This window comes from Bhargavaea massiliensis, assembly GCF_050480245.1.
In the GTDB taxonomy this organism is placed as follows: domain Bacteria; phylum Bacillota; class Bacilli; order Bacillales; family Anoxybacillaceae; genus Anoxybacillus.
The window spans coordinates 14,280-32,599 of sequence record NZ_JBCNEQ010000010.1 but is presented as its reverse complement, the minus strand read 5'-3'; the positions used below and the strand labels follow the sequence as shown (position 1 = coordinate 32,599).

General features: G+C 39.7%; 17 protein-coding genes and 2 tRNA genes. All 19 read left to right on the top strand.

Going from position 1 to position 18,320, the window contains the following annotated elements:
• Nucleotides 1–200: 200 nt before the first annotated feature.
• The 19 genes from glmU (at nt 201) to prkT (ending at nt 18,301) form a co-directional block, all read left to right on the top strand.
• Nucleotides 201–1,577, top strand: a complete 1,377-nt coding sequence (glmU, locus tag ABEV15_RS03080; protein ID WP_498852330.1) for a bifunctional UDP-N-acetylglucosamine diphosphorylase/glucosamine-1-phosphate N-acetyltransferase GlmU — start codon at nt 201–203, stop codon at nt 1,575–1,577.
• A 17-nt stretch (nt 1,578–1,594) separates the two neighbouring features.
• Nucleotides 1,595–2,545 carry a ribose-phosphate diphosphokinase gene (locus ABEV15_RS03075; RefSeq protein WP_429630412.1) on the top strand — a complete coding sequence of 317 codons (951 nt, stop codon included), beginning with the start codon at nt 1,595–1,597 and terminating at the stop codon, nt 2,543–2,545.
• 56 nt (nt 2,546–2,601) lie between these two features.
• Nucleotides 2,602–3,228 carry a 50S ribosomal protein L25/general stress protein Ctc gene (locus ABEV15_RS03070; protein WP_498852329.1) on the top strand — a complete coding sequence of 209 codons (627 nt, stop codon included), beginning with the start codon at nt 2,602–2,604 and terminating at the stop codon, nt 3,226–3,228.
• Between the two features lie 57 nt (nt 3,229–3,285).
• Entirely contained in the window at nt 3,286–3,852 is a 567-nt protein-coding gene (gene pth / locus ABEV15_RS03065; protein ID WP_498852328.1) for an aminoacyl-tRNA hydrolase, read from the top strand.
• 64 nt (nt 3,853–3,916) lie between these two features.
• The gene (gene fin / locus ABEV15_RS03060; RefSeq protein ID WP_429630418.1) at nt 3,917–4,147 is read left to right on the top strand and encodes an anti-sigma-F factor Fin; all 231 of its coding nucleotides are present in this window, start codon (nt 3,917–3,919) and stop codon (nt 4,145–4,147) included.
• A gap of 59 nt (nt 4,148–4,206) precedes the next feature.
• Entirely contained in the window at nt 4,207–7,719 is a 3,513-nt protein-coding gene (mfd, locus tag ABEV15_RS03055) for a transcription-repair coupling factor (RefSeq protein ID WP_498852327.1), read from the top strand.
• A 194-nt stretch (nt 7,720–7,913) separates the two neighbouring features.
• Nucleotides 7,914–8,450 carry a stage V sporulation protein T gene (spoVT, locus tag ABEV15_RS03050; RefSeq protein WP_429630422.1) on the top strand — a complete coding sequence of 179 codons (537 nt, stop codon included), beginning with the start codon at nt 7,914–7,916 and terminating at the stop codon, nt 8,448–8,450.
• A gap of 74 nt (nt 8,451–8,524) precedes the next feature.
• Nucleotides 8,525–10,081, top strand: coding sequence for a putative polysaccharide biosynthesis protein (locus tag ABEV15_RS03045; RefSeq protein WP_498852326.1), 1,557 nt, complete (start codon nt 8,525–8,527; stop codon nt 10,079–10,081).
• Nucleotides 10,082–10,083: 2 nt separating this feature from the next.
• Entirely contained in the window at nt 10,084–11,535 is a 1,452-nt protein-coding gene (gene yabN / locus ABEV15_RS03040; protein ID WP_498852325.1) for a bifunctional methyltransferase/pyrophosphohydrolase YabN, read from the top strand.
• A 1-nt stretch (nt 11,536) separates the two neighbouring features.
• Entirely contained in the window at nt 11,537–11,794 is a 258-nt protein-coding gene (locus tag ABEV15_RS03035; RefSeq protein ID WP_429630428.1) for an RNA-binding S4 domain-containing protein, read from the top strand.
• A 66-nt stretch (nt 11,795–11,860) separates the two neighbouring features.
• Nucleotides 11,861–12,154, top strand: coding sequence for a sporulation protein YabP (yabP, locus tag ABEV15_RS03030; RefSeq protein ID WP_498852324.1), 294 nt, complete (start codon nt 11,861–11,863; stop codon nt 12,152–12,154).
• Complete coding sequence (gene yabQ / locus ABEV15_RS03025) at nt 12,151–12,759, top strand: spore cortex biosynthesis protein YabQ (RefSeq protein WP_429630432.1); 609 nt, start codon at nt 12,151–12,153, stop codon at nt 12,757–12,759. Before yabP ends, yabQ begins: the two co-directional genes overlap by 4 nt.
• 22 nt (nt 12,760–12,781) lie before the next feature.
• Nucleotides 12,782–13,153, top strand: coding sequence for an FtsB family cell division protein (locus tag ABEV15_RS03020; protein WP_429630466.1), 372 nt, complete (start codon nt 12,782–12,784; stop codon nt 13,151–13,153).
• Nucleotides 13,154–13,245: 92 nt separating this feature from the next.
• The gene (locus tag ABEV15_RS03015; protein WP_429630433.1) at nt 13,246–13,638 is read left to right on the top strand and encodes a S1 domain-containing RNA-binding protein; all 393 of its coding nucleotides are present in this window, start codon (nt 13,246–13,248) and stop codon (nt 13,636–13,638) included.
• A 134-nt stretch (nt 13,639–13,772) separates the two neighbouring features.
• Nucleotides 13,773–13,849: transfer RNA gene (locus ABEV15_RS03010), tRNA-Met, on the top strand.
• 11 nt (nt 13,850–13,860) lie between these two features.
• A tRNA-Glu gene (locus tag ABEV15_RS03005) sits at nt 13,861–13,932 on the top strand.
• A 178-nt stretch (nt 13,933–14,110) separates the two neighbouring features.
• A complete protein-coding gene (gene spoIIE, locus ABEV15_RS03000) occupies nt 14,111–16,576 on the top strand; it encodes a stage II sporulation protein E (protein WP_498852323.1) in 2,466 nt (821 codons plus the stop codon).
• A gap of 29 nt (nt 16,577–16,605) precedes the next feature.
• On the top strand, nt 16,606–17,385 hold the full coding sequence (locus ABEV15_RS02995; protein ID WP_429630437.1) for a vWA domain-containing protein: 780 nt from the start codon (nt 16,606–16,608) through the stop codon (nt 17,383–17,385).
• Entirely contained in the window at nt 17,348–18,301 is a 954-nt protein-coding gene (prkT, locus tag ABEV15_RS02990; RefSeq protein ID WP_429630439.1) for a serine/threonine protein kinase PrkT, read from the top strand. Before ABEV15_RS02995 ends, prkT begins: the two co-directional genes overlap by 38 nt.
• Nucleotides 18,302–18,320: the final 19 nt, after the last annotated feature.

Genomic DNA, 18,320 nt, shown 5'->3' with positions numbered 1-18,320 from the left:
CCTTATTATATCATACACAAAAGAAAGGGGGAACGCGCATTCCTCTCCCACTTACTCCCTTTGGTCGTTGAAGTGGGAGTCTCCTGCGCGAAGTAGGATGAAAATGATGAATTTTTTTGGCAGATGACAATGTTTCCTTGAAATACATACATAATTGATATATATTCAATATGGATAAAGAGAGGTATGGAGGCCTTACGATGAAACGATATGCGATCATTTTAGCGGCTGGACAGGGGACGCGTATGCGTTCAAAACTGTATAAAGTGTTGCACCCTGTCTGTGGAAAGCCGATGGTACAACATGTAGTTGACGCGATTTCTAAATTGCATGTGGATCGATTAATTACCGTTGTTGGTTTTGGAGCAGAACGAGTAAAAGAACAACTTGGCAATCAAAGCGAGTACGTCATTCAAGAACAACAGCTTGGAACGGCGCATGCTGTGATGCAAGCAGCACCCCATTTGGCCCATGAGGATGGCGTGACTCTTGTCGTTTGTGGAGATACGCCATTGATCACCTCAGAAACGATGGAAGCGCTTTTACAACATCATTTACAAACGAAAGCGAAAGCAACGATTTTAACCGCCCTTGCAGAAGATCCAACGGGATATGGTCGTATCGTGCGCAGTAAGGATGGACATGTTGAAAAAATTGTAGAACATAAAGATGCAACAGAAGAAGAACGACTGATTCGAGAAATTAATACAGGCACGTATTGTTTTGACAATCGTGCGCTATTTGAAGCGCTTACGAAAGTATCAAATGATAATGCGCAAGGTGAATATTATTTGCCTGATGTCATTGAAATTTTGAAAAAACAAGGGGAAATCATTTCAGCATATGAAACTCCGATGTTTGAAGAAACGCTAGGTGTCAATGACCGCATTGCGCTTGCACAAGCAGAAAAAATAATGCGTGCGCGCATTCATCGTCAACATATGGCAAATGGTGTGACAATCATCGATCCTGAGCATACGTATATAGCACCTGATGTGCAAATTGGACAGGATACGGTCATTTATCCTGGGACATGGATTGAAGGTCATACGGTGATCGGTGAAAATTGCATCATCGGACCGAATAGCGAAATTAAAAACAGTCGTATTGGTGACAATACATCGATTCGTCATTCTGTTGTACACGATAGTGAAGTAGGGAAGGACGTAACGGTCGGACCGTTTGCTCACATTCGTCCATTATGTAAAATTGGTGATGATGTGAGAATTGGAAACTTTGTCGAAATTAAAAAAGCGACATTTGGTAACGGTAGTAAAGCATCGCACTTAAGCTACATCGGGGATGCTGAGGTAGGTGCAGATGTCAACATTGGTTGCGGTACGATTACGGTAAATTACGACGGCGTAAATAAATATGTGACAAAAATTGAAGACGGTGCGTTTATCGGCTGTAATTCTAACTTGATTGCTCCTGTTGTTGTAGGAAGTGGGGCATATGTAGCGGCTGGCTCAACAATTACCGACGATGTACCGAGCCAAGCTTTAGCCATTGCTCGTGCTCGACAAACAAATAAAGAAAATTATGTTGAACGTTTACAAGCGAAGAAAAAATCCTAATGGAGGTTTATTTACCCATGTCTCAGTATTTGAACTCTAATTTAAAGTTATTTTCGTTAAATTCCAATCCGATTTTAGCTCAAGAAATCGCAAAAGTGATTGGTGTGGAGTTAGGGAAGTGTTCCGTTTCCCGCTTTAGCGATGGAGAAATTCAAATTAATATTGAAGAAAGCATTCGCGGTTGTAATGTTTATGTTATTCAATCAACAAGCGCGCCTGTAAATGAACATGTGATGGAATTGCTTATTATGATTGACGCATTAAAGCGGGCATCTGCAAAAACAATTAACATCGTTATGCCGTACTATGGATATGCTCGTCAAGATCGTAAAGCGCGTTCTCGTGAACCGATTACTGCGAAATTGGTTGCTAATTTATTAGAGACAGCTGGTGCTACTCGCGTGATTACGCTTGATTTACACGCACCGCAAATTCAAGGATTTTTTGACATTCCAATCGATCATTTAATGGGCGTGCCGATTTTAGCAGATTATTTTAAAGAAAAACAGCTTGATGATATTGTCATTGTTTCTCCAGACCATGGCGGTGTGACGCGGGCGCGCAAAATGGCAGATCGTCTCAAGGCGCCGATTGCTATTATTGATAAACGACGTCCAAAGCCAAATGTCGCAGAAGTGATGAACATTATCGGTAATGTACAAGGAAAGACAACGATTTTAGTGGACGATATTATTGATACAGCTGGAACGATCACTTTAGCAGCAAACGCGTTAGCTGAGCATGGGGCGAAAGAAGTGTATGCATGTTGTACGCACCCAGTTTTATCAGGTCCAGCGATTGAACGAATCCAAAACTCGAAAATTAAAGAGCTTGTTGTAACGAATACGATCGCTATTCCTGAAGAAAAGAAAACGAGCAAAATTGTAGAGCTATCTGTTGCTCCGCTCATCGGTGAAGCGATTATTCGCGTACATGAAGAACAATCGATTAGCGCGTTGTTTGATTAATGACGTTTAGACCTTCCTATTTTAGGGGAAGCTATGAGCGATTCTAAAATAGGAAGGTGATTTCATTGTTACAACTTCACTTGCGTACAGATCAGGGACGTTCTTATGTCAAACAAATGCGAAAACAAGGCCGTATCCCGGCAATTGTGTACGGAAGAGAGATGAACAACCAGCCTGTTTTTGTTGATGCGGCTGAGTTTTTGAAACAATTGCGAACTACTGGTGGGATAGGGCTTCTCGACGCCAAAATAAATGACGATCATGTTCGCATCATCGTTCGTGATATACAAAAACATCCCATTCGCCATGATATAATTCATATCGACTTTTTAGCTGTTGATGCAAAGACGGAGGTTGACATTCACGTTCCGATTCACCTTATTGGTGAAGCAGCTGGTGTGAAAGATGGCGGCGTGTTGCAACAAGCGATGCACCAATTGTCCATTCGAGCGTTACCGTCAAATATTCCGCCGTCCATTGATATTGATATAACCAATTTGCAAGTAGGCGATGTTATTACCGTTTCACATATTCAAACGAATGGTGCTTATGAAATCAATCATGACCCGACAGAAGTCATCGCGTCGATTTTGCCACCAAAGCAAGAAGAAGAAATTCATAGCGGTGAAGAACAAGAGCCGGGAAGACCAGAATCGGAAGAAGGACGTGAAACAACGCCGTGACGGACGTAGCCATCATTGGTTACGTCTTTTGCAGTATGGAGAGAAGGAGCAGGGGAAATGGCAAAACTGTTTGTTGGTTTAGGAAATCCAGGAAAAGAGTATGAACAAACGAGGCATAATGTAGGCTTTATGGTCATTGACGAGCTTGCTCATCGCTGGGGACTTACGCTCAATCAAACAAAGTTTCAAGGCTTGTTTGCAAGTGGTATCATTTCAGGTGAAAAGGTCATATTATGCAAACCGCTTACATATATGAACTTATCGGGCGAATGTGTTCGACCGTTAATGGATTATTATGACATTCATCAAGATGAAATCATTGTCATTTATGACGATTTAGATTTGCCGGCAGGAACGGTTCGCTTGCGCCCGAAAGGAAGTGCCGGTGGGCATAATGGAATGAAATCGCTTATTCATCATTTGAAAACAGAACAATTTAAACGCATTCGCATTGGCATCGATCGACCGAAACAAGGGATGAAAGTAAGCGACTATGTGTTAAGTCGATTTACAGCTGAAGAAAGAATAGAAATCGAACAAGCGATTAAAAAGGCAGCAGATGCATGCGAGCGATCGTTACACGTTCCGTTTGCTCAAGTGATGAATGAATTCAATAAGCAATGAATAATTCCCGACTAAATGGTTCAAAATGTATTCGATTAAAACAACCATTTAGGAGGGATATGATATGGCATTACACTATTATTGCAGACATTGCGGTGTGAAAATTGGAACGCTTGATGCGCTTGCGTTAGAAAGTGAGCAATTAGGCTTTCATCAATTAACGGAAGAAGAAAGATTAGATATGATTCAATATCTTCCGACAGGAGAAATTTGTGTGAAGGCGATTTGTGAAGATTGCCAAGAAGCATTAGATCGAAATCCTGATTTTCATCAATATGAAAAGTTTATTCAGTAGTTGGCTTTGGGATTCCCAAAGCGTTTTTGCATTTATGTTTGAAGAGAGGAGGGAGTTTTTTGCGAGGTTTACGACAATATTTTATGAATCATGCAGAGATGCAATCGGTTGCAGAAGGAATTCGCAACGGACTAAAGGAACAGCTTGTCACAGGACTGTCCGGTTCAGCACGTTCTGTCTTTATTTCTTCTTTATATGAGGATACCGGGCGACCTTTATGCATCGTGACGCATAATTTATTTCAAGCGCAAAAAATATATGACGACTTGATTCAGTTAGTGGATGAGGAGGAAGTATTTCTTTATCCCGTCAATGAATTAATTGCAGCTGAATTAGCTGTAGCTAGTCCTGAATTGCGAGCACAACGTTTAGAAGTATTGAACTATTGGTGTGAACGTAAAAAAGGAATTGTCATCGCCCCTATTGCTGCGTTGCGGCGATTACTTCCGCCAAAAGATGTATGGCAACGTTATCAACTTCATTTTCGTGTTGGTGAGCAAATGGATGTTGAACATTGTTTGAAACAGTTTGTTGCCATGGGATATGAACGTGTATCTGTTGTTTCGACTCCGGGAGAATTTAGCGTACGTGGGGGCATTATTGATATTTATCCGCTCACCGCAGAACTCCCTTATCGTATCGAATTGTTTGATGTTGAGATCGAGTCGATTCGGACGTTTTCTGTTGATGATCAACGTTCAGTTGCTGAAATGGACGAAATATTAATCGGACCGGCAACGGAACTGATTGTTGAGCAACAACATATGAATGAAGCTATTCAAAAGTTAGAAGCGTATTTTCATGACACGTTGCAGCATATTCATGATGAAAAAACGAAAAATCGTTTATATGAACATGTGTCATTCGAATTAGAGCAGTTGAAAAACGGAAAATCTATTGAAGAAATGTACAAGTATGTTTCGCTCTTTTACCCTTCCGCTGCAAGTTTACTAGATTACATTCCTGAAAATGGGGTTGTCGTCATTGACGAAATGAGCCGCATTCAAGAAGTAGCCGAAGAACTTGAGCAAGAAGAGGCAGAATGGTATACGAACTTATTAGAAGAAGGGAAAATTGTACAAAATGTATCGATTTCTCATGCGTTTCCAGAAGTGTTACAAAAACGCATGAAGTCAACTATTTATTTGTCTTTATTTTTACGTCATATTCCATATACACATCCGCAAAATATCGTTAATGTATCTTGCAAGCAAATGCAAGTGTTTTATAGTCAAATGCAGTTATTAAAAGGAGAAGTAGGGCGTTGGCAGAAAGGAAATTATGCGGTTGTTTTGTTAGCAGGCGACGAAGAACGGGCGAAAAAACTGAAACAGACGTTGGAAGATTATGAGATTGATGCGATTCAAATCGGGAAAGACGATACGCTGTTACATGGAAAATGTCAAATTGTTCCTTCTGGATTAGCTGCAGGATTTGAATTACCGATGCAAAAGATCGCCGTGATCACAGAGGAAGAACTATTTAAAAAGCGGATCAAACGCCCGATACGGCGTCAAAAACTATCAAATGCCGAACGTATTAAAAGTTATACCGACCTAAAAGTTGGCGACTACGTTGTTCATGTGAATCACGGGATCGGAAAATATTTAGGGATTGAAACGTTAGAAATTAACGGAATTCATAAAGATTACATTCATATTCAATATCAAGGGAATGATACGTTATACGTTCCAATCGACCAAATGGATCTCGTCCAAAAATATGTCGGTTCAGAAGGAAAAGAGCCGAAAATTTATAAACTTGGCGGAACAGAATGGAAGAAAGTGAAAAAGAAAGTAGAATCTTCTGTTCAAGATATTGCCGAAGATCTAATGAAGCTATATGCGGAACGAGAAGCGAGTAAAGGGTATGCGTTTTCACCAGATAATGAGATGCAACGAGAATTTGAAGCGGCATTTCCATATCAAGAAACGGAAGATCAACTTCGCTCGATTCGTGAAATTAAGCGAGATATGGAAAGTGAACGGCCGATGGATCGACTATTATGTGGCGATGTGGGCTACGGGAAAACAGAGGTAGCTTTGCGTGCAGCGTTTAAAGCCATTATGGACGGAAAACAAGTTGCCTTTCTCGTACCGACGACGATTTTAGCACAACAACATTACGAAACAGTTCGTGAACGCTTCCAAGGTTATCCGATTAACGTTGGTTTATTGAGCCGTTTCCGTACAAAAAAACAACAGGCGGAAACGATTCAAGGGTTAAAAGACGGCACGATTGATATGGTTATCGGAACGCATCGGCTTTTATCTAAAGACGTATCATTTAAAGATTTAGGTTTATTAATTATTGACGAGGAACAACGATTTGGTGTTGCTCATAAAGAAAAAATTAAACAGCTAAAAACAAACATCGATGTATTAACGTTAACTGCTACACCGATCCCGCGCACGTTGCATATGTCGCTTATCGGTGTCCGCGATTTGTCCGTCATCGAAACACCTCCGGAAAATCGTTTCCCTGTACAAACGTATGTGATGGAATACAGCCCGATCATTGTGCGAGAAGCGATTGAACGCGAAATGGCGCGCGGAGGACAAGTGTTTTTTCTTTATAATCGCGTTGAAGATATTGATCGAAAGACAGAAGAAATTTCGGCGCTCGTACCTGATGCTCGCGTGACATATGCACACGGAAGAATGTCCGAACATGAACTTGAAGCGGTCATGCTTGCGTTTCTAGAAGGTCAATATGATGTACTAGTGAGTACGACGATTATTGAAACGGGTGTTGACATTCCAAATGTGAATACGTTAATCGTTTATGATGCGGATAAGATGGGTCTTTCACAACTATATCAGTTGCGCGGGCGCGTAGGACGCTCCAATCGCATTGCGTATGCGTACTTTACGTATCGAAAAGATAAAGTGTTAAATGAGGTAGCGGAAAAACGATTGCAAGCCATTAAAGAGTTTACAGAGCTTGGATCTGGTTTTAAAATTGCGATGCGCGACTTGTCCATTCGGGGAGCTGGAAACTTATTAGGAGCACAACAGCACGGGTTTATTGATTCCGTTGGTTTTGAGCTTTATTCTCAAATGTTAAAAGAAGCGATTGAAGAACGAAAAGGAACGAAGCAAGAAAAACCGTTTGAAGTGGAAATTGATTTAGAAGTGGATGCGTATATTCCAGAGCACTACATTTCAAATGAACAGCAAAAAATTGAGATGTATAAACGATTCCGAGCGCTCGATTCGTTAGAGGAGCTCGAACAATTGCGAGAAGAAATGTTAGATCGTTTCGGCGAGTATCCAGATGAAGTAGCGTACTTATTCCAAATTGCAGAAATAAAAATATATGCAAAACAACATTTCGTTCAGTCCATTAAGCAAACAAATCAAAAAATTACCATTTTGTTCTCGCAAGAAACGACAAAACAAATTGATGTTAGTCAATTGTTCAAGCTTGGAGAACCGTACGGCAGGGATGTTGGTTTTGGCATGGACGGCGATCGATTTAAAATTGTCGTTCATACGAAAGGAATGAAGCCGCAACAATGGTTGATGATCGTTTATGAGTTGCTAAAAGGGTTAAAATATGCTAAAAAATAATTGATTGCTTCATGTTTAACGTTTATAAAGAAATGGTGATGATGAAGATGGGGGATTCTCACTTTTAAAAAAAATCCCCCTTCATTGTGTATATAACTTTATTTGTGACGGATACTAATCACAACAATGGTGAATTATTCAATCCCTTCACCAGTGCCATTTTTAATAATTAGATGAAAGCGAGGCATCGATAGATGAAAGCAACAGGTATTGTTCGACGAATCGATGATTTAGGACGGGTAGTAATTCCGAAAGAAATTCGCAGAACACTTCGCATCCGTGAAGGAGACCCGCTTGAAATATTTGTTGACCGTGATGGCGAGGTCATTTTGAAAAAGTATTCGCCGATTAGTGAACTAGGTGACTTTGCAAAAGAGTACGCTGAGGCTCTGTTTGATAGTCTAGGACAACCTATCCTCATTTGTGATCGCGATGTATTTATTGCAGTAGCAGGCGGATCGAAAAAAGAGTACTTAAATAAAAGCGTAAGCGAACTTGTTGAAAAAGTGATGGAAGATCGCCAGTCCGTTTTGCACACAGAAGAAACAAGCGTATCATTTGCGCAAGGCCATGAGGAACATATGCAATCATATGTGATTGCACCAATTATTGCTGGAGGAGATCCGATCGGGGCCGTTATCATTTTCTCAAAAGATAAAACGATTGGCGAAGTAGAACACAAAGCAGCAGAAACAGCAGCGAGCTTCCTTGCTCGTCAAATGGAACAATAAAGGTAGCATCAAAGGTAGCATCCTGCTACCTTTTTTTGATGTATAAAGATATACAATTGAAAAGGTGAAAGATTATGGAAAGAAGAGATTGGTTGCGCGGGGCATTTGTATTGACGATCGCAGCCTTATTCACAAAAATATTAAGCGCTTTTTACCGTATTCCGTATCAAAATATTGCGGGCGATATAGGATTTTATATTTATCAACAAGTATATCCGTTTTATGGCATTTTCCTTGCTTTATCAACATATGGTTACCCTGTTGCCATTTCAAAGCTGATTGCTGAAAATAAGCAACCAACATATGAATTTGCTGTCGTGCGACTTTCTTTTTATTTTTTATCGTTTATCAGCATCGCAATGTTTTCCATTCTTTATTTTGGTGCTTCGTTTCTTGCGACAATCATGGGGGATCATCAGTTAGCTTCGCTTATTCGCGCCATTTCATTTGCTTTTTTGCTCCTCCCGTTTACGTCTGTTTTTCGTGGGTATTTTCAAGGGAGGGGAGAGATGATCCCGACGGCTGTTTCGCAAGTTGTTGAGCAGTTTATACGTGTTGGAGCTATTTTATTTTTTTCTTTTCTTTTGCTTCATCACGGATTTACCGTTTATGAGGCAGGGGCTGGCGCTATGTTCGGGTCGCTTATGGGAAGCCTTGCGGCGCTCGCTGTGCTCGTTGCGTATATGTTGCGAAAACGAATTCACATTCCTACGCGGCTATTGCTTCCAAAACAAGAAAAGAGAAAAGTGCTTTTATTTTTAGCTATTCACGGAGTGACGATTTGTTTAGCAAATATGGTGCTCATTTTGATTCAGCTCGTCGATTCATTTTCCCTTTTACCTTTATTGCAACAAGCAGGTTTGCATGAGCTAGCTAAAACAGCGAAGGGGATTTATGATCGCGGTCAACCGTTTATTCAACTTGGAACGGTCGCAGCTACTTCTTTTTCATTAGCGCTTGTACCGATGTTGTCGCGAGAACAAGCGCAGCGTGAAGGAATATATACAGCTGTTCGCATAGCATTCGTTATTGGATTAGGAGCTGCAGTTGGTTTAGTTTGTATATTAAAACAAGCGAATATCATGTTATTTAAAGATCATGTTGGTGCGATTGAACTGACGATTTTATCCATTTCTATTCTTTTTACTTCGCTAACATTGACGTTTATTGCTATTTTGCAAGGGCTTGGCGATATATTTCGCCCACTTTTCATCGTATGTATTGGTATGATGACAAAGTGGGTGTTGAATATATGGCTCGTTCCTTTATGGCATACGGTTGGAGCAGCGATGGCGACATTTGTTTCATATGCGGTCATGTGTACAAGTGCCTTTTTTTATGTACAAAAACAAATGGAACGCCCTTTGCTTCCGTTCGTTGTAATCATTCAAACGATGCGAGCTGCTGCAACGATGGCAGTCATTTTAGTTGGATACGTCATGTTAATGAACGAGTTGCCATTTCACCAAGATCGTCTATTTTCGTCGCTTCAAGCAGTTGTTGGCGTTTTTATTGGAGCGTTTGTTTATATTATAATGGTCGTTAAAAAAGGGGTTTTTGCTGAGAAAGAATTGCTTGCTCTTCCGTTTGGGCGTTATTTAACAAATATAAAACAAAGAAAGGCTGGGTAGTCATGGGTACAATCACAATTGTCGGTCTTGGAGCAGGAGATATGGACCAGCTGTCATTAGGTGTGTATCGCACATTAAAACAAGCGAAACGCCTCTTTTTGCGAACAAAAGATCATCCCGTTGTTGCGCAATTACAGGAAGAAGGGATATATTTTCAATCGTTTGACGATGTATACGAAAAATATGATCAATTTGAACAAGTGTATGAGCATATTGTTGATTATTTATGTGAAGAGGTAAAAAAGGGGGATGTCGTATATGCTGTGCCAGGACATCCGCTTGTTGCTGAGCGCACAGTAAAGCTATTGCTTGAAAAACAAGATCATATTTCTGTTCGCGTAGAGGGAGGACAAAGTTTTCTTGATGCGTTATTTACCGCTGTGCGTCTCGATCCGATTGAAGGGTTTCAATTCATTGATGCCACTTCGTTTCAACCGGACGAAATTCAATTAAGAAATCATATCATTTTTTGCCAAGTATATGATTCATTTATCGCTTCCGATGTAAAATTGGCCTTATTAGAAAAATTACCGCACGATTATCCGGTATTTATCGTTTATGCGGCAGGAAGTAAGCAAGAACGAGTGGAAAAAGTGCCACTATATGAGCTTGATCGGGCGATGAACGTTAGTAATTTAACGAGCGTTTATGTGCCGAAAGTAGAAAATGAGGAGCTTTTATATCACGATTTTACTACGTTAAGACGTGTGATTGCGACGTTGCGTGGACCGAACGGCTGTCCATGGGACCGCAAACAAACACATGAATCGCTGAAAAAATATTTGCTTGAAGAAGCATATGAGCTTCTTGATGCAATTGACCGACAAGATGATGAAAATATGATTGAAGAGCTCGGGGACTTACTATTGCAAGTGATGCTTCACGCTCAAATCGGTGAAGATGACGGAATGTTTTCAATTGATGACGTCATTCGAGCAATTACAGAAAAAATGATTCGTCGTCACCCACACGTATTTGGCGACGTTCGCGTTGAGCACGCTGAAGAGGTTGTACGTAACTGGCAAGCGATCAAACAGGCGGAAAAGGAAAATGTACGACATTCATTGCTTGACGATGTGGTTAAAGCGTTGCCAAGTACGTTGCGTGCATACGAATATCAAAAAAAGGCAGCAGAAGTTGGATTTGATTGGTCGGAAGTAGAAGCGATGTGGAGTAAAGTTGAAGAAGAAATAAATGAAGTAAAGCATGAAGCAAATCGCATGAATGAACGGAAACTAAAAGCGGAATTTGGGGATTTACTATTTGCGCTTATTAATGTATGTCGATATTATAAGATCAATCCTGAAGAAGCGTTAGCGATGGCAAACGAAAAATTTTATCGTCGCTTTCAATATATTGAAAAGAAAGTGAAACAGTTAGGAAAAGAATGGAACGAATACTCGTTAGACCAATTAGATGAAATATGGGAAGAAGCAAAAAGGGAGGGGTTATAATATGAGACTTGATAAGTTTTTAAAAGTTTCTCGGCTCATTAAAAGAAGAACTTTAGCGAAAGAAGTAGCGGAGCAAGGGCGTGTATTTATTAACGGTCAGCAAGCGAAAGCGAGTTCAACAGTAAAAATAGGCGATGAAATTATGATTCAATTTGGCCAAAAACATGTGACAGTAAAAGTGATCGGTTTGCAAGAACATGCAAAAAAAGAAGAAGCGAGCGCATTATATGAAATCGTAAAAGAAGAGCGTGTGGAATAGCTTGTTCTAAACCATTTTCCCCCCTCATACACTTGTACAAACGATCGTTGTGAGGGGGAAACAATGATGACACAGAATATCGGAAATAAAGGACCGATTCAAGAACATGATATGGTGATGCGCGGTCGACGCACGCTAGAAATTACGGGCGTCAAACAAGTGGAAAGTTTTGATAATGAAGAATTTTTGCTGGAAACAGTAATGGGTTTTTTGTCGATTAAGGGACAAAATTTACAAATGAAAAACTTAGATGTAGAAAAAGGAATTGTCTCGATTAAGGGGAAAATTTTCGAAATTGTTTATTTAGATGAACATCATGCGGAGAAAGCTAAAGGGTTCTTTAGCAAGTTGTTTAAATGAGTTTGCATGCGCAATTTACGACTTTGCTTGCGATGATCGGAACAGGGATTGCGATTGGCGCATCGTTTGATACATATGCGCACATATTCAATCGCTCCGAACGTCATCGACTGATCGTATTGATTGCAGACATTCTTTTTTGGGTTGTGCAGGCGTTATATGTGTTTTATACGTTATTGCTCGTTAATAACGGAGAGATTCGCTTGTACATTTTTTTAGCCATTTTATGTGGATACGCTGCCTATCAAGCTTTGTTTCAAAACATGTATGTTCGTTTGCTACAAAAGATCATTCGCATCGTCGTCGCGTTATATCGCTTAATCGTCCGGTTATTTTATTACATCATCGTATTTCCGCTCCGACTTCTTTACCGTTTTTTTGTTTTTTTATTAATCGCTACTTGTCATTTTGTTTTATCCATTGGTAAAATTTTATATAAAGTGATATATGTATGTATACGCTTTTTATTGCAACCATTTATATTTATCGGACGTTTCATTTGGCGAAAAACCCCGTTACGCTTTCAAGCGGCTGTAGGTCGTTTCTTTCATATGGGAAAAGGGTTTTTCGTGAAAGTAGCGAATACATTTAGAAAAAAAGGGTAATGGAGAAGGAGCGGTGAAGAACATGAGCGCCCCACAGAGAAACAAAGTCCAAAAAATACAAACGTCGTATGTTATACAACAAGAAAAGCAAGAACATAAAAAGGCGCAACGTCGCAAAAAAAAAGCGATTCGTTTTAGCATTGTGGCAACAATGGCGTTAGCCGCTTCTTCGCTGTTTTTATATACGATGATAGCGCAATCTTCAGCGATTGATGAACAAATCAAAACGAAAGAGCAGTTAGAAGAAAAGCTACGCACATTGCAAAAAGATGAAAAAAGGCTGAAAGAAGAGATCAAAAAATTAAATGACGATAAATATATTGCCGAATTAGCCCGAAAACAATATTTTTTGTCGAAAGAAGGAGAAATTATTTTTATCACTCCTGACGAGTGAGACATAAGCAGAAGGCTTATTGACACTTGTTTTTTTCATTATGTATAATGAAAGAAACGATTTTTCAGATTTTAAGGAGGAGCACTTTTTTTATGTCAATTGAAGTAGGCAGCAAGTTACAGGGAAAAGTAACGGGCATTACAAAATTCGGAGCGTTTGTTGAGTTACCAGAAGGCGCGACAGGCTTAGTGCACATTAGTGAAGTAGCTGACAGCTATGTGAAAGACATTAACGACCATCTTAAAGTAGGCGATATTGTCGAAGTACGTGTCATTAACGTTGAGAAGGATGGAAAAATTGGTTTATCGATTAAAAAAGCAAAAGAACAAGCTACACGTCCGCGCAATAAAGGAAATGATCGCGCTTCAAAAGAAAGTTTTGAGCAGAAAATTAGCCGTTTCTTAAAAGAAAGTGAAGATCGCTTAGCATCCCTTAAACGCCATACTGAATCAAAACGAGGAGGTCGTGGTGCTCGACGCGGTTAACTTGCTGCCGAATGAGACATGAGGCAGTTTATATAAGCATCCATTTCATAAGTGGATGCTTTTTCGTTTGAATTTCGTAAAAAAAATATTGACTTTGTTGAAGAAACATAGTAACATAACAAATGTCGTTGCATGGCGGCGTAGCTCAGCTGGCTAGAGCGTACGGTTCATACCCGTAAGGTCGGGGGTTCGATTCCCTCCGCCGCTACCAAATTGTATAGTGGCCCGTTGGTCAAGTGGTTAAGACACCGCCCTTTCACGGCGGTAACACGGGTTCGAATCCCGTACGGGTCATCATCAAAACACCAATTTCGTCATGAAATTGGTGTTTTTTTGTTTTTGTAAGCCGTTTTTTGTGATATTCCGTCGAAAGATTTATATGATTCATCTTCTTTTTTTGACAAAATTTTGATAATTCAGCCTGTATAATACAAGATAATAGACGTATACATGAAAAAGGGAGAGGATGAAAATGGAAAGATTAGAACGGAAGTTAGGTAATCAAATGGCTGAAGTGCCTTTAAGTGGGGCGAAAACAACCGTTTCGCAATGGTTTCAACGATTGACAGTTCGTTTAAGTCATTTATTGTTTCAACAAGGATTTTTGTTTCTAATTATCGGTTTTTTACTTGGACGAGCTCTCATTTTAACAAAAATGACACCGTTTGCTTTGCCTTTTTTTTCAGCTATTTATTTACTTCGGCGCGATAAGTTAGGGTTTGTGTTTATCGCTTTATTTGCCGGATCGTTGACTGTTTCTTTTTACACCTCTTTATTTATCGTCGCTTCTATCGGTATGTTTCTCGTTTTTTATCGTCTGTTTTATTGGATTGATGCACTGTCAAAAAGATTGCCGGTTGTTGTATTTTTTGCTTCCATTTTTGCGAAAATGGGCATGATTTATACATGGAATCGTGAATGGACGATATATGAAGGAATGATGATGGTTATTGAAGCAGGTCTTGCCTCCATTTTAACGCTCATTTTTCTGCAAAGCGTTCCGTTATTTGATCATCGAAAATATAAACAAACGTTAAAGCCAGAAGAAGTTATTTCTTTTGTCATTCTTATTTCTTCCATGTTGACAGGAATGGTTGGTTGGTCGATTTATGATCTTTCGCTAGAACATATTGCTTCGCGTTATTTATTATTGTTGTTTGCTTTTGTAGCTGGTGCGACCGTTGGTTCAACTGTCGGTGTTGTCACAGGACTCATTTTAAGCTTAGCGAACGTCTCAAATTTATATCAAATGAGCTTACTTGCTTTTGCTGGGCTGCTTGGGGGACTATTGAAAGAAGGAAGAAAACTAGGTGTTTCATTTGGTCTCATCGTTGCAACGTTGTTAATTTCTCTTTATAGCCAAGGGATAGCACATATTATTCCGAATGTCGTTGAGTCGCTATTTGCTGTCTTGCTTTTTTTCATGACGCCTCAATCGTTGACGAGTAAAATGGCAAAATATGTGCCAGGAACGGTTGAGCATACGAATGAGCAACAACAATATGTACGGAAAATTCGCGATGTTACAGCTCAGCGAGTCGAGCAATTTTCCCATGTGTTTCAAGCATTATCAAAAAGCTTTTCTTCATATGGTGTACTTACGCATGAAGAGGAAGAAGAGCGCGAAATTGATTACTTTTTAAGCGATGTTGCAGCTAAAACGTGTCAAACGTGTTTTAAGAAAGATCAATGTTGGATCACCCACTTTGATAAAACATATGATTACATGAAAAAAATCATGCAAGAAGCAAGCGAAAATGATCAAATGACAAATGCAAAATTGTTGCGTGAATGGAATAAACAGTGTGTGAAAGCAAATAAAGTCGTTCAAATTATCGAAAAAGACGTGTCGTTTTATAAAGCAAACAAAAAATTGAAGCAACAAATGAAAGAAAGCCGCAGACTTGTCGCAGAACAGTTATTAGGTGTGTCGCAAGTGATGGAAGATTTTGCGAAAGAAATTCAAAAAGAACGCGAAAACTATTATGTGCAAGAAGAACAAATTTTACATGCGCTTCAACAGTTTGGCGTCGATGTAAACGATGTTGAAATTTATAGTTTAGACAAAGGAAGCGTCGACATCGAAATGGTCATTCCATATTGCGACGGAAGGGGAGAATGCGAAAAACTCATTGCCCCTATGCTGTCTGATATTTTAGGTGAAACGATCATCGTAAAAAAAGAAGATTGCTCTATATATCCAAATGGGGATTGTCGAGTAGCATTTAGTTCTTCAAAAGCGTTTGTCATTGATACAGGCGTTGCATATGTTGCGAAAGGTGGCGGTTTTATTTCAGGAGACAGTTATGGAATGATGGAAATTGGCGGAGGAAAATACGCATTAGCCATTAGCGATGGAATGGGAAATGGGGAACGAGCGCATTACGAAAGTAAAGAAACATTAAAATTACTACAAAAAATTTTGCAATCGGGAATTGAAGAACGAATTGCGATTAAATCCATTAATTCCATTTTAGCGTTGCGAACGACAGAAGAAATTTTTTCTACGCTAGATTTAGCCATTGTTGATTTGCAAAATGCGACGACAAAATTTTTGAAAGTCGGTTCCTCGCCAAGCTTCATTAAACGAGGAAATCACGTGATGAAAATCGAGTCGAGCAATTTGCCAATAGGCATTATTACCGGGGTAGAGTTTGAAATGATTGAAGAACAATTAAAAGCAGGAGACTTGCTTATTATGATGAGCGACGGTGTTTTTGATGGAGTGTCCCATATTGAAAATCATGATGTATGGATGAAACGAAAAATTAAAGAATTAAAAACAAATGATCCGCAAGAAGTGTCGGAATTGCTTTTAGAAGAGGTCATTCGTGTCAACGGTGGTGAAATTGAGGATGATATGACGATCGTCGTTGCACGCATTAAACATAACACACCGAAATGGGCGGTCATCCCAGCATACCAATATATGAAATAAAGGTATAAAATCCCCTCTGAGCGTCGATGATGGGAATATACTATTTTTTTGGAGGGGATGAACGTATGCGAAAAGGAACGTTGCGTCAAATTTTATTAATTACAGATGGTTGTTCTAACCATGGTGAAGATCCAATTGCCATGGCAGCATTAGCAAAAGAACAAGGAATTACAGTCAATGTGATCGGTGTTCTTGATCAAGACATTATTGATGAACAAGGATTGCGTGAAATTGAAGGAATTGCCCAATCAGGTGGTGGAATTAGCCAAGTTGTGTATGCTAAACAATTGTCACAGACGGTACAAATGGTAACAAGAAAAGCGATGACGCAGACGTTGCAGGGGGTCATTAACCGCGAGTTAAAGCAAATTTTAGGTTCTCATGCTTCAATCGAACAGCTTCCGCCAGAAAAAAGAGGGGAAGTCATGGAAGTTATTGAAGAATTAGGCGAGACCGTTAACTTACAAGTTTTAATATTAGTAGATACGAGTGGGAGCATGAAGCCAAAGTTACAAACTGTGAAAGAAGCATTGTTGGATTTGTCAATTAGTTTAAATGCGCGTTTGGGAAATAATGAGTTTTCTGTTTTTGTATTTCCCGGGAAAAAAGGGGAAGTGGATCGCATTTTAGATTGGACGCCGAAAATGGAGTCCATTTCAAGCGTGTTTCCAAAACTGACATCTGGAGGAGTGACACCGACTGGCCCAGCCATTCGCGAAGCGCTACAACAATTCCAAAAAAGACGCACATTAAAAAGCTTATTTACTGACGATGGTGATGACGATGCATACATCGAACAATCTATGTAACATCCGAACAGGAACGATCATACAAGGAAAGTGGCATAAACGTCGCTATGAAATTATAAAACAGCTCGGCAAAGGAGCAAATGGTGTTGTTTATTTAGCTAAAGAAGGACGAACGTTTGTAGCGCTGAAAATAAGCAATCAAGCGACAGCAATGATGTCAGAAGTAAATGTACTGAAACGATTTTCGGAGGTCCAGGGAGTTGCCCTCGGACCTTGTTTATTAGACGTTGATGATTGGCTTCATCCACAAGAAAGAACGATGTATTCATTTTATGTGATGGAATATATTGAAGGGGATGATTTGTTAACTTTTATTCAGAAGCGAGGAAAAGAATGGATCATTGTCATCATATTGCAGCTACTTAGTGATTTGCATCAGTTGCATGAAAAAGGTTGGGTGTTTGGCGACTTGAAGCCGGAAAATTTAATTGTTGCAGGAGCGGTGCCGAAAGTGCGACTGATTGATGTAGGGGGCACGACGATTTGCGGCAGAGCTATTAAAGAATTTACAGAGTTTTTTGATCGTGGATATTGGGGAATGGGGACAAGAAAAGCAGAGCCATCATATGATTTGTTTGCGGTAGCCATGATCATGATTAACATGTGTTATCCAAAACGATTTGAGAGAAAGGAAAATGGCCGAGAGCAGTTGCGCCTTATGATTTCTTCTCACGCCTATTTAAAAAAATATGAGAAAATATTATGGCGTGCGCTTGATGGGAAGTATACTTGCGCTTATGACATGAAAAAAGATTTGCTGCAATGTATGCAACAGCCGACTGTGCATGCAGAAAAACGAAGAGAAAAAGCGGTGCACGTAAAAGTGAAGAAAAAGTTTCGATGGTTGGAGACGATGTTTTTATTCGTTTGTCTGTTATTTATGTACGTCGTTTATTTGTATGTTCAAATTCTTTAATTTTTTCCGCATTCATTTT

Coding starts and splice junctions, on each gene's coding strand:
- glmU (WP_498852330.1), top strand. CDS start 201: ATGAAACGATATGCGATCATTTTAGCGGCTGGACAGGGGACGCGTATG.
- ABEV15_RS03075 (WP_429630412.1), top strand. CDS start 1,595: ATGTCTCAGTATTTGAACTCTAATTTAAAGTTATTTTCGTTAAATTCC.
- pth (WP_498852328.1), top strand. CDS start 3,286: ATGGCAAAACTGTTTGTTGGTTTAGGAAATCCAGGAAAAGAGTATGAA.
- fin (WP_429630418.1), top strand. CDS start 3,917: ATGGCATTACACTATTATTGCAGACATTGCGGTGTGAAAATTGGAACG.
- spoVT (WP_429630422.1), top strand. CDS start 7,914: ATGAAAGCAACAGGTATTGTTCGACGAATCGATGATTTAGGACGGGTA.
- ABEV15_RS03045 (WP_498852326.1), top strand. CDS start 8,525: ATGGAAAGAAGAGATTGGTTGCGCGGGGCATTTGTATTGACGATCGCA.
- yabN (WP_498852325.1), top strand. CDS start 10,084: ATGGGTACAATCACAATTGTCGGTCTTGGAGCAGGAGATATGGACCAG.
- ABEV15_RS03035 (WP_429630428.1), top strand. CDS start 11,537: ATGAGACTTGATAAGTTTTTAAAAGTTTCTCGGCTCATTAAAAGAAGA.
- yabP (WP_498852324.1), top strand. CDS start 11,861: ATGACACAGAATATCGGAAATAAAGGACCGATTCAAGAACATGATATG.
- yabQ (WP_429630432.1), top strand. CDS start 12,151: ATGAGTTTGCATGCGCAATTTACGACTTTGCTTGCGATGATCGGAACA.
- ABEV15_RS03020 (WP_429630466.1), top strand. CDS start 12,782: ATGAGCGCCCCACAGAGAAACAAAGTCCAAAAAATACAAACGTCGTAT.
- ABEV15_RS03015 (WP_429630433.1), top strand. CDS start 13,246: ATGTCAATTGAAGTAGGCAGCAAGTTACAGGGAAAAGTAACGGGCATT.
- spoIIE (WP_498852323.1), top strand. CDS start 14,111: ATGGAAAGATTAGAACGGAAGTTAGGTAATCAAATGGCTGAAGTGCCT.
- ABEV15_RS02995 (WP_429630437.1), top strand. CDS start 16,606: ATGGGAATATACTATTTTTTTGGAGGGGATGAACGTATGCGAAAAGGA.
- prkT (WP_429630439.1), top strand. CDS start 17,348: ATGGTGATGACGATGCATACATCGAACAATCTATGTAACATCCGAACA.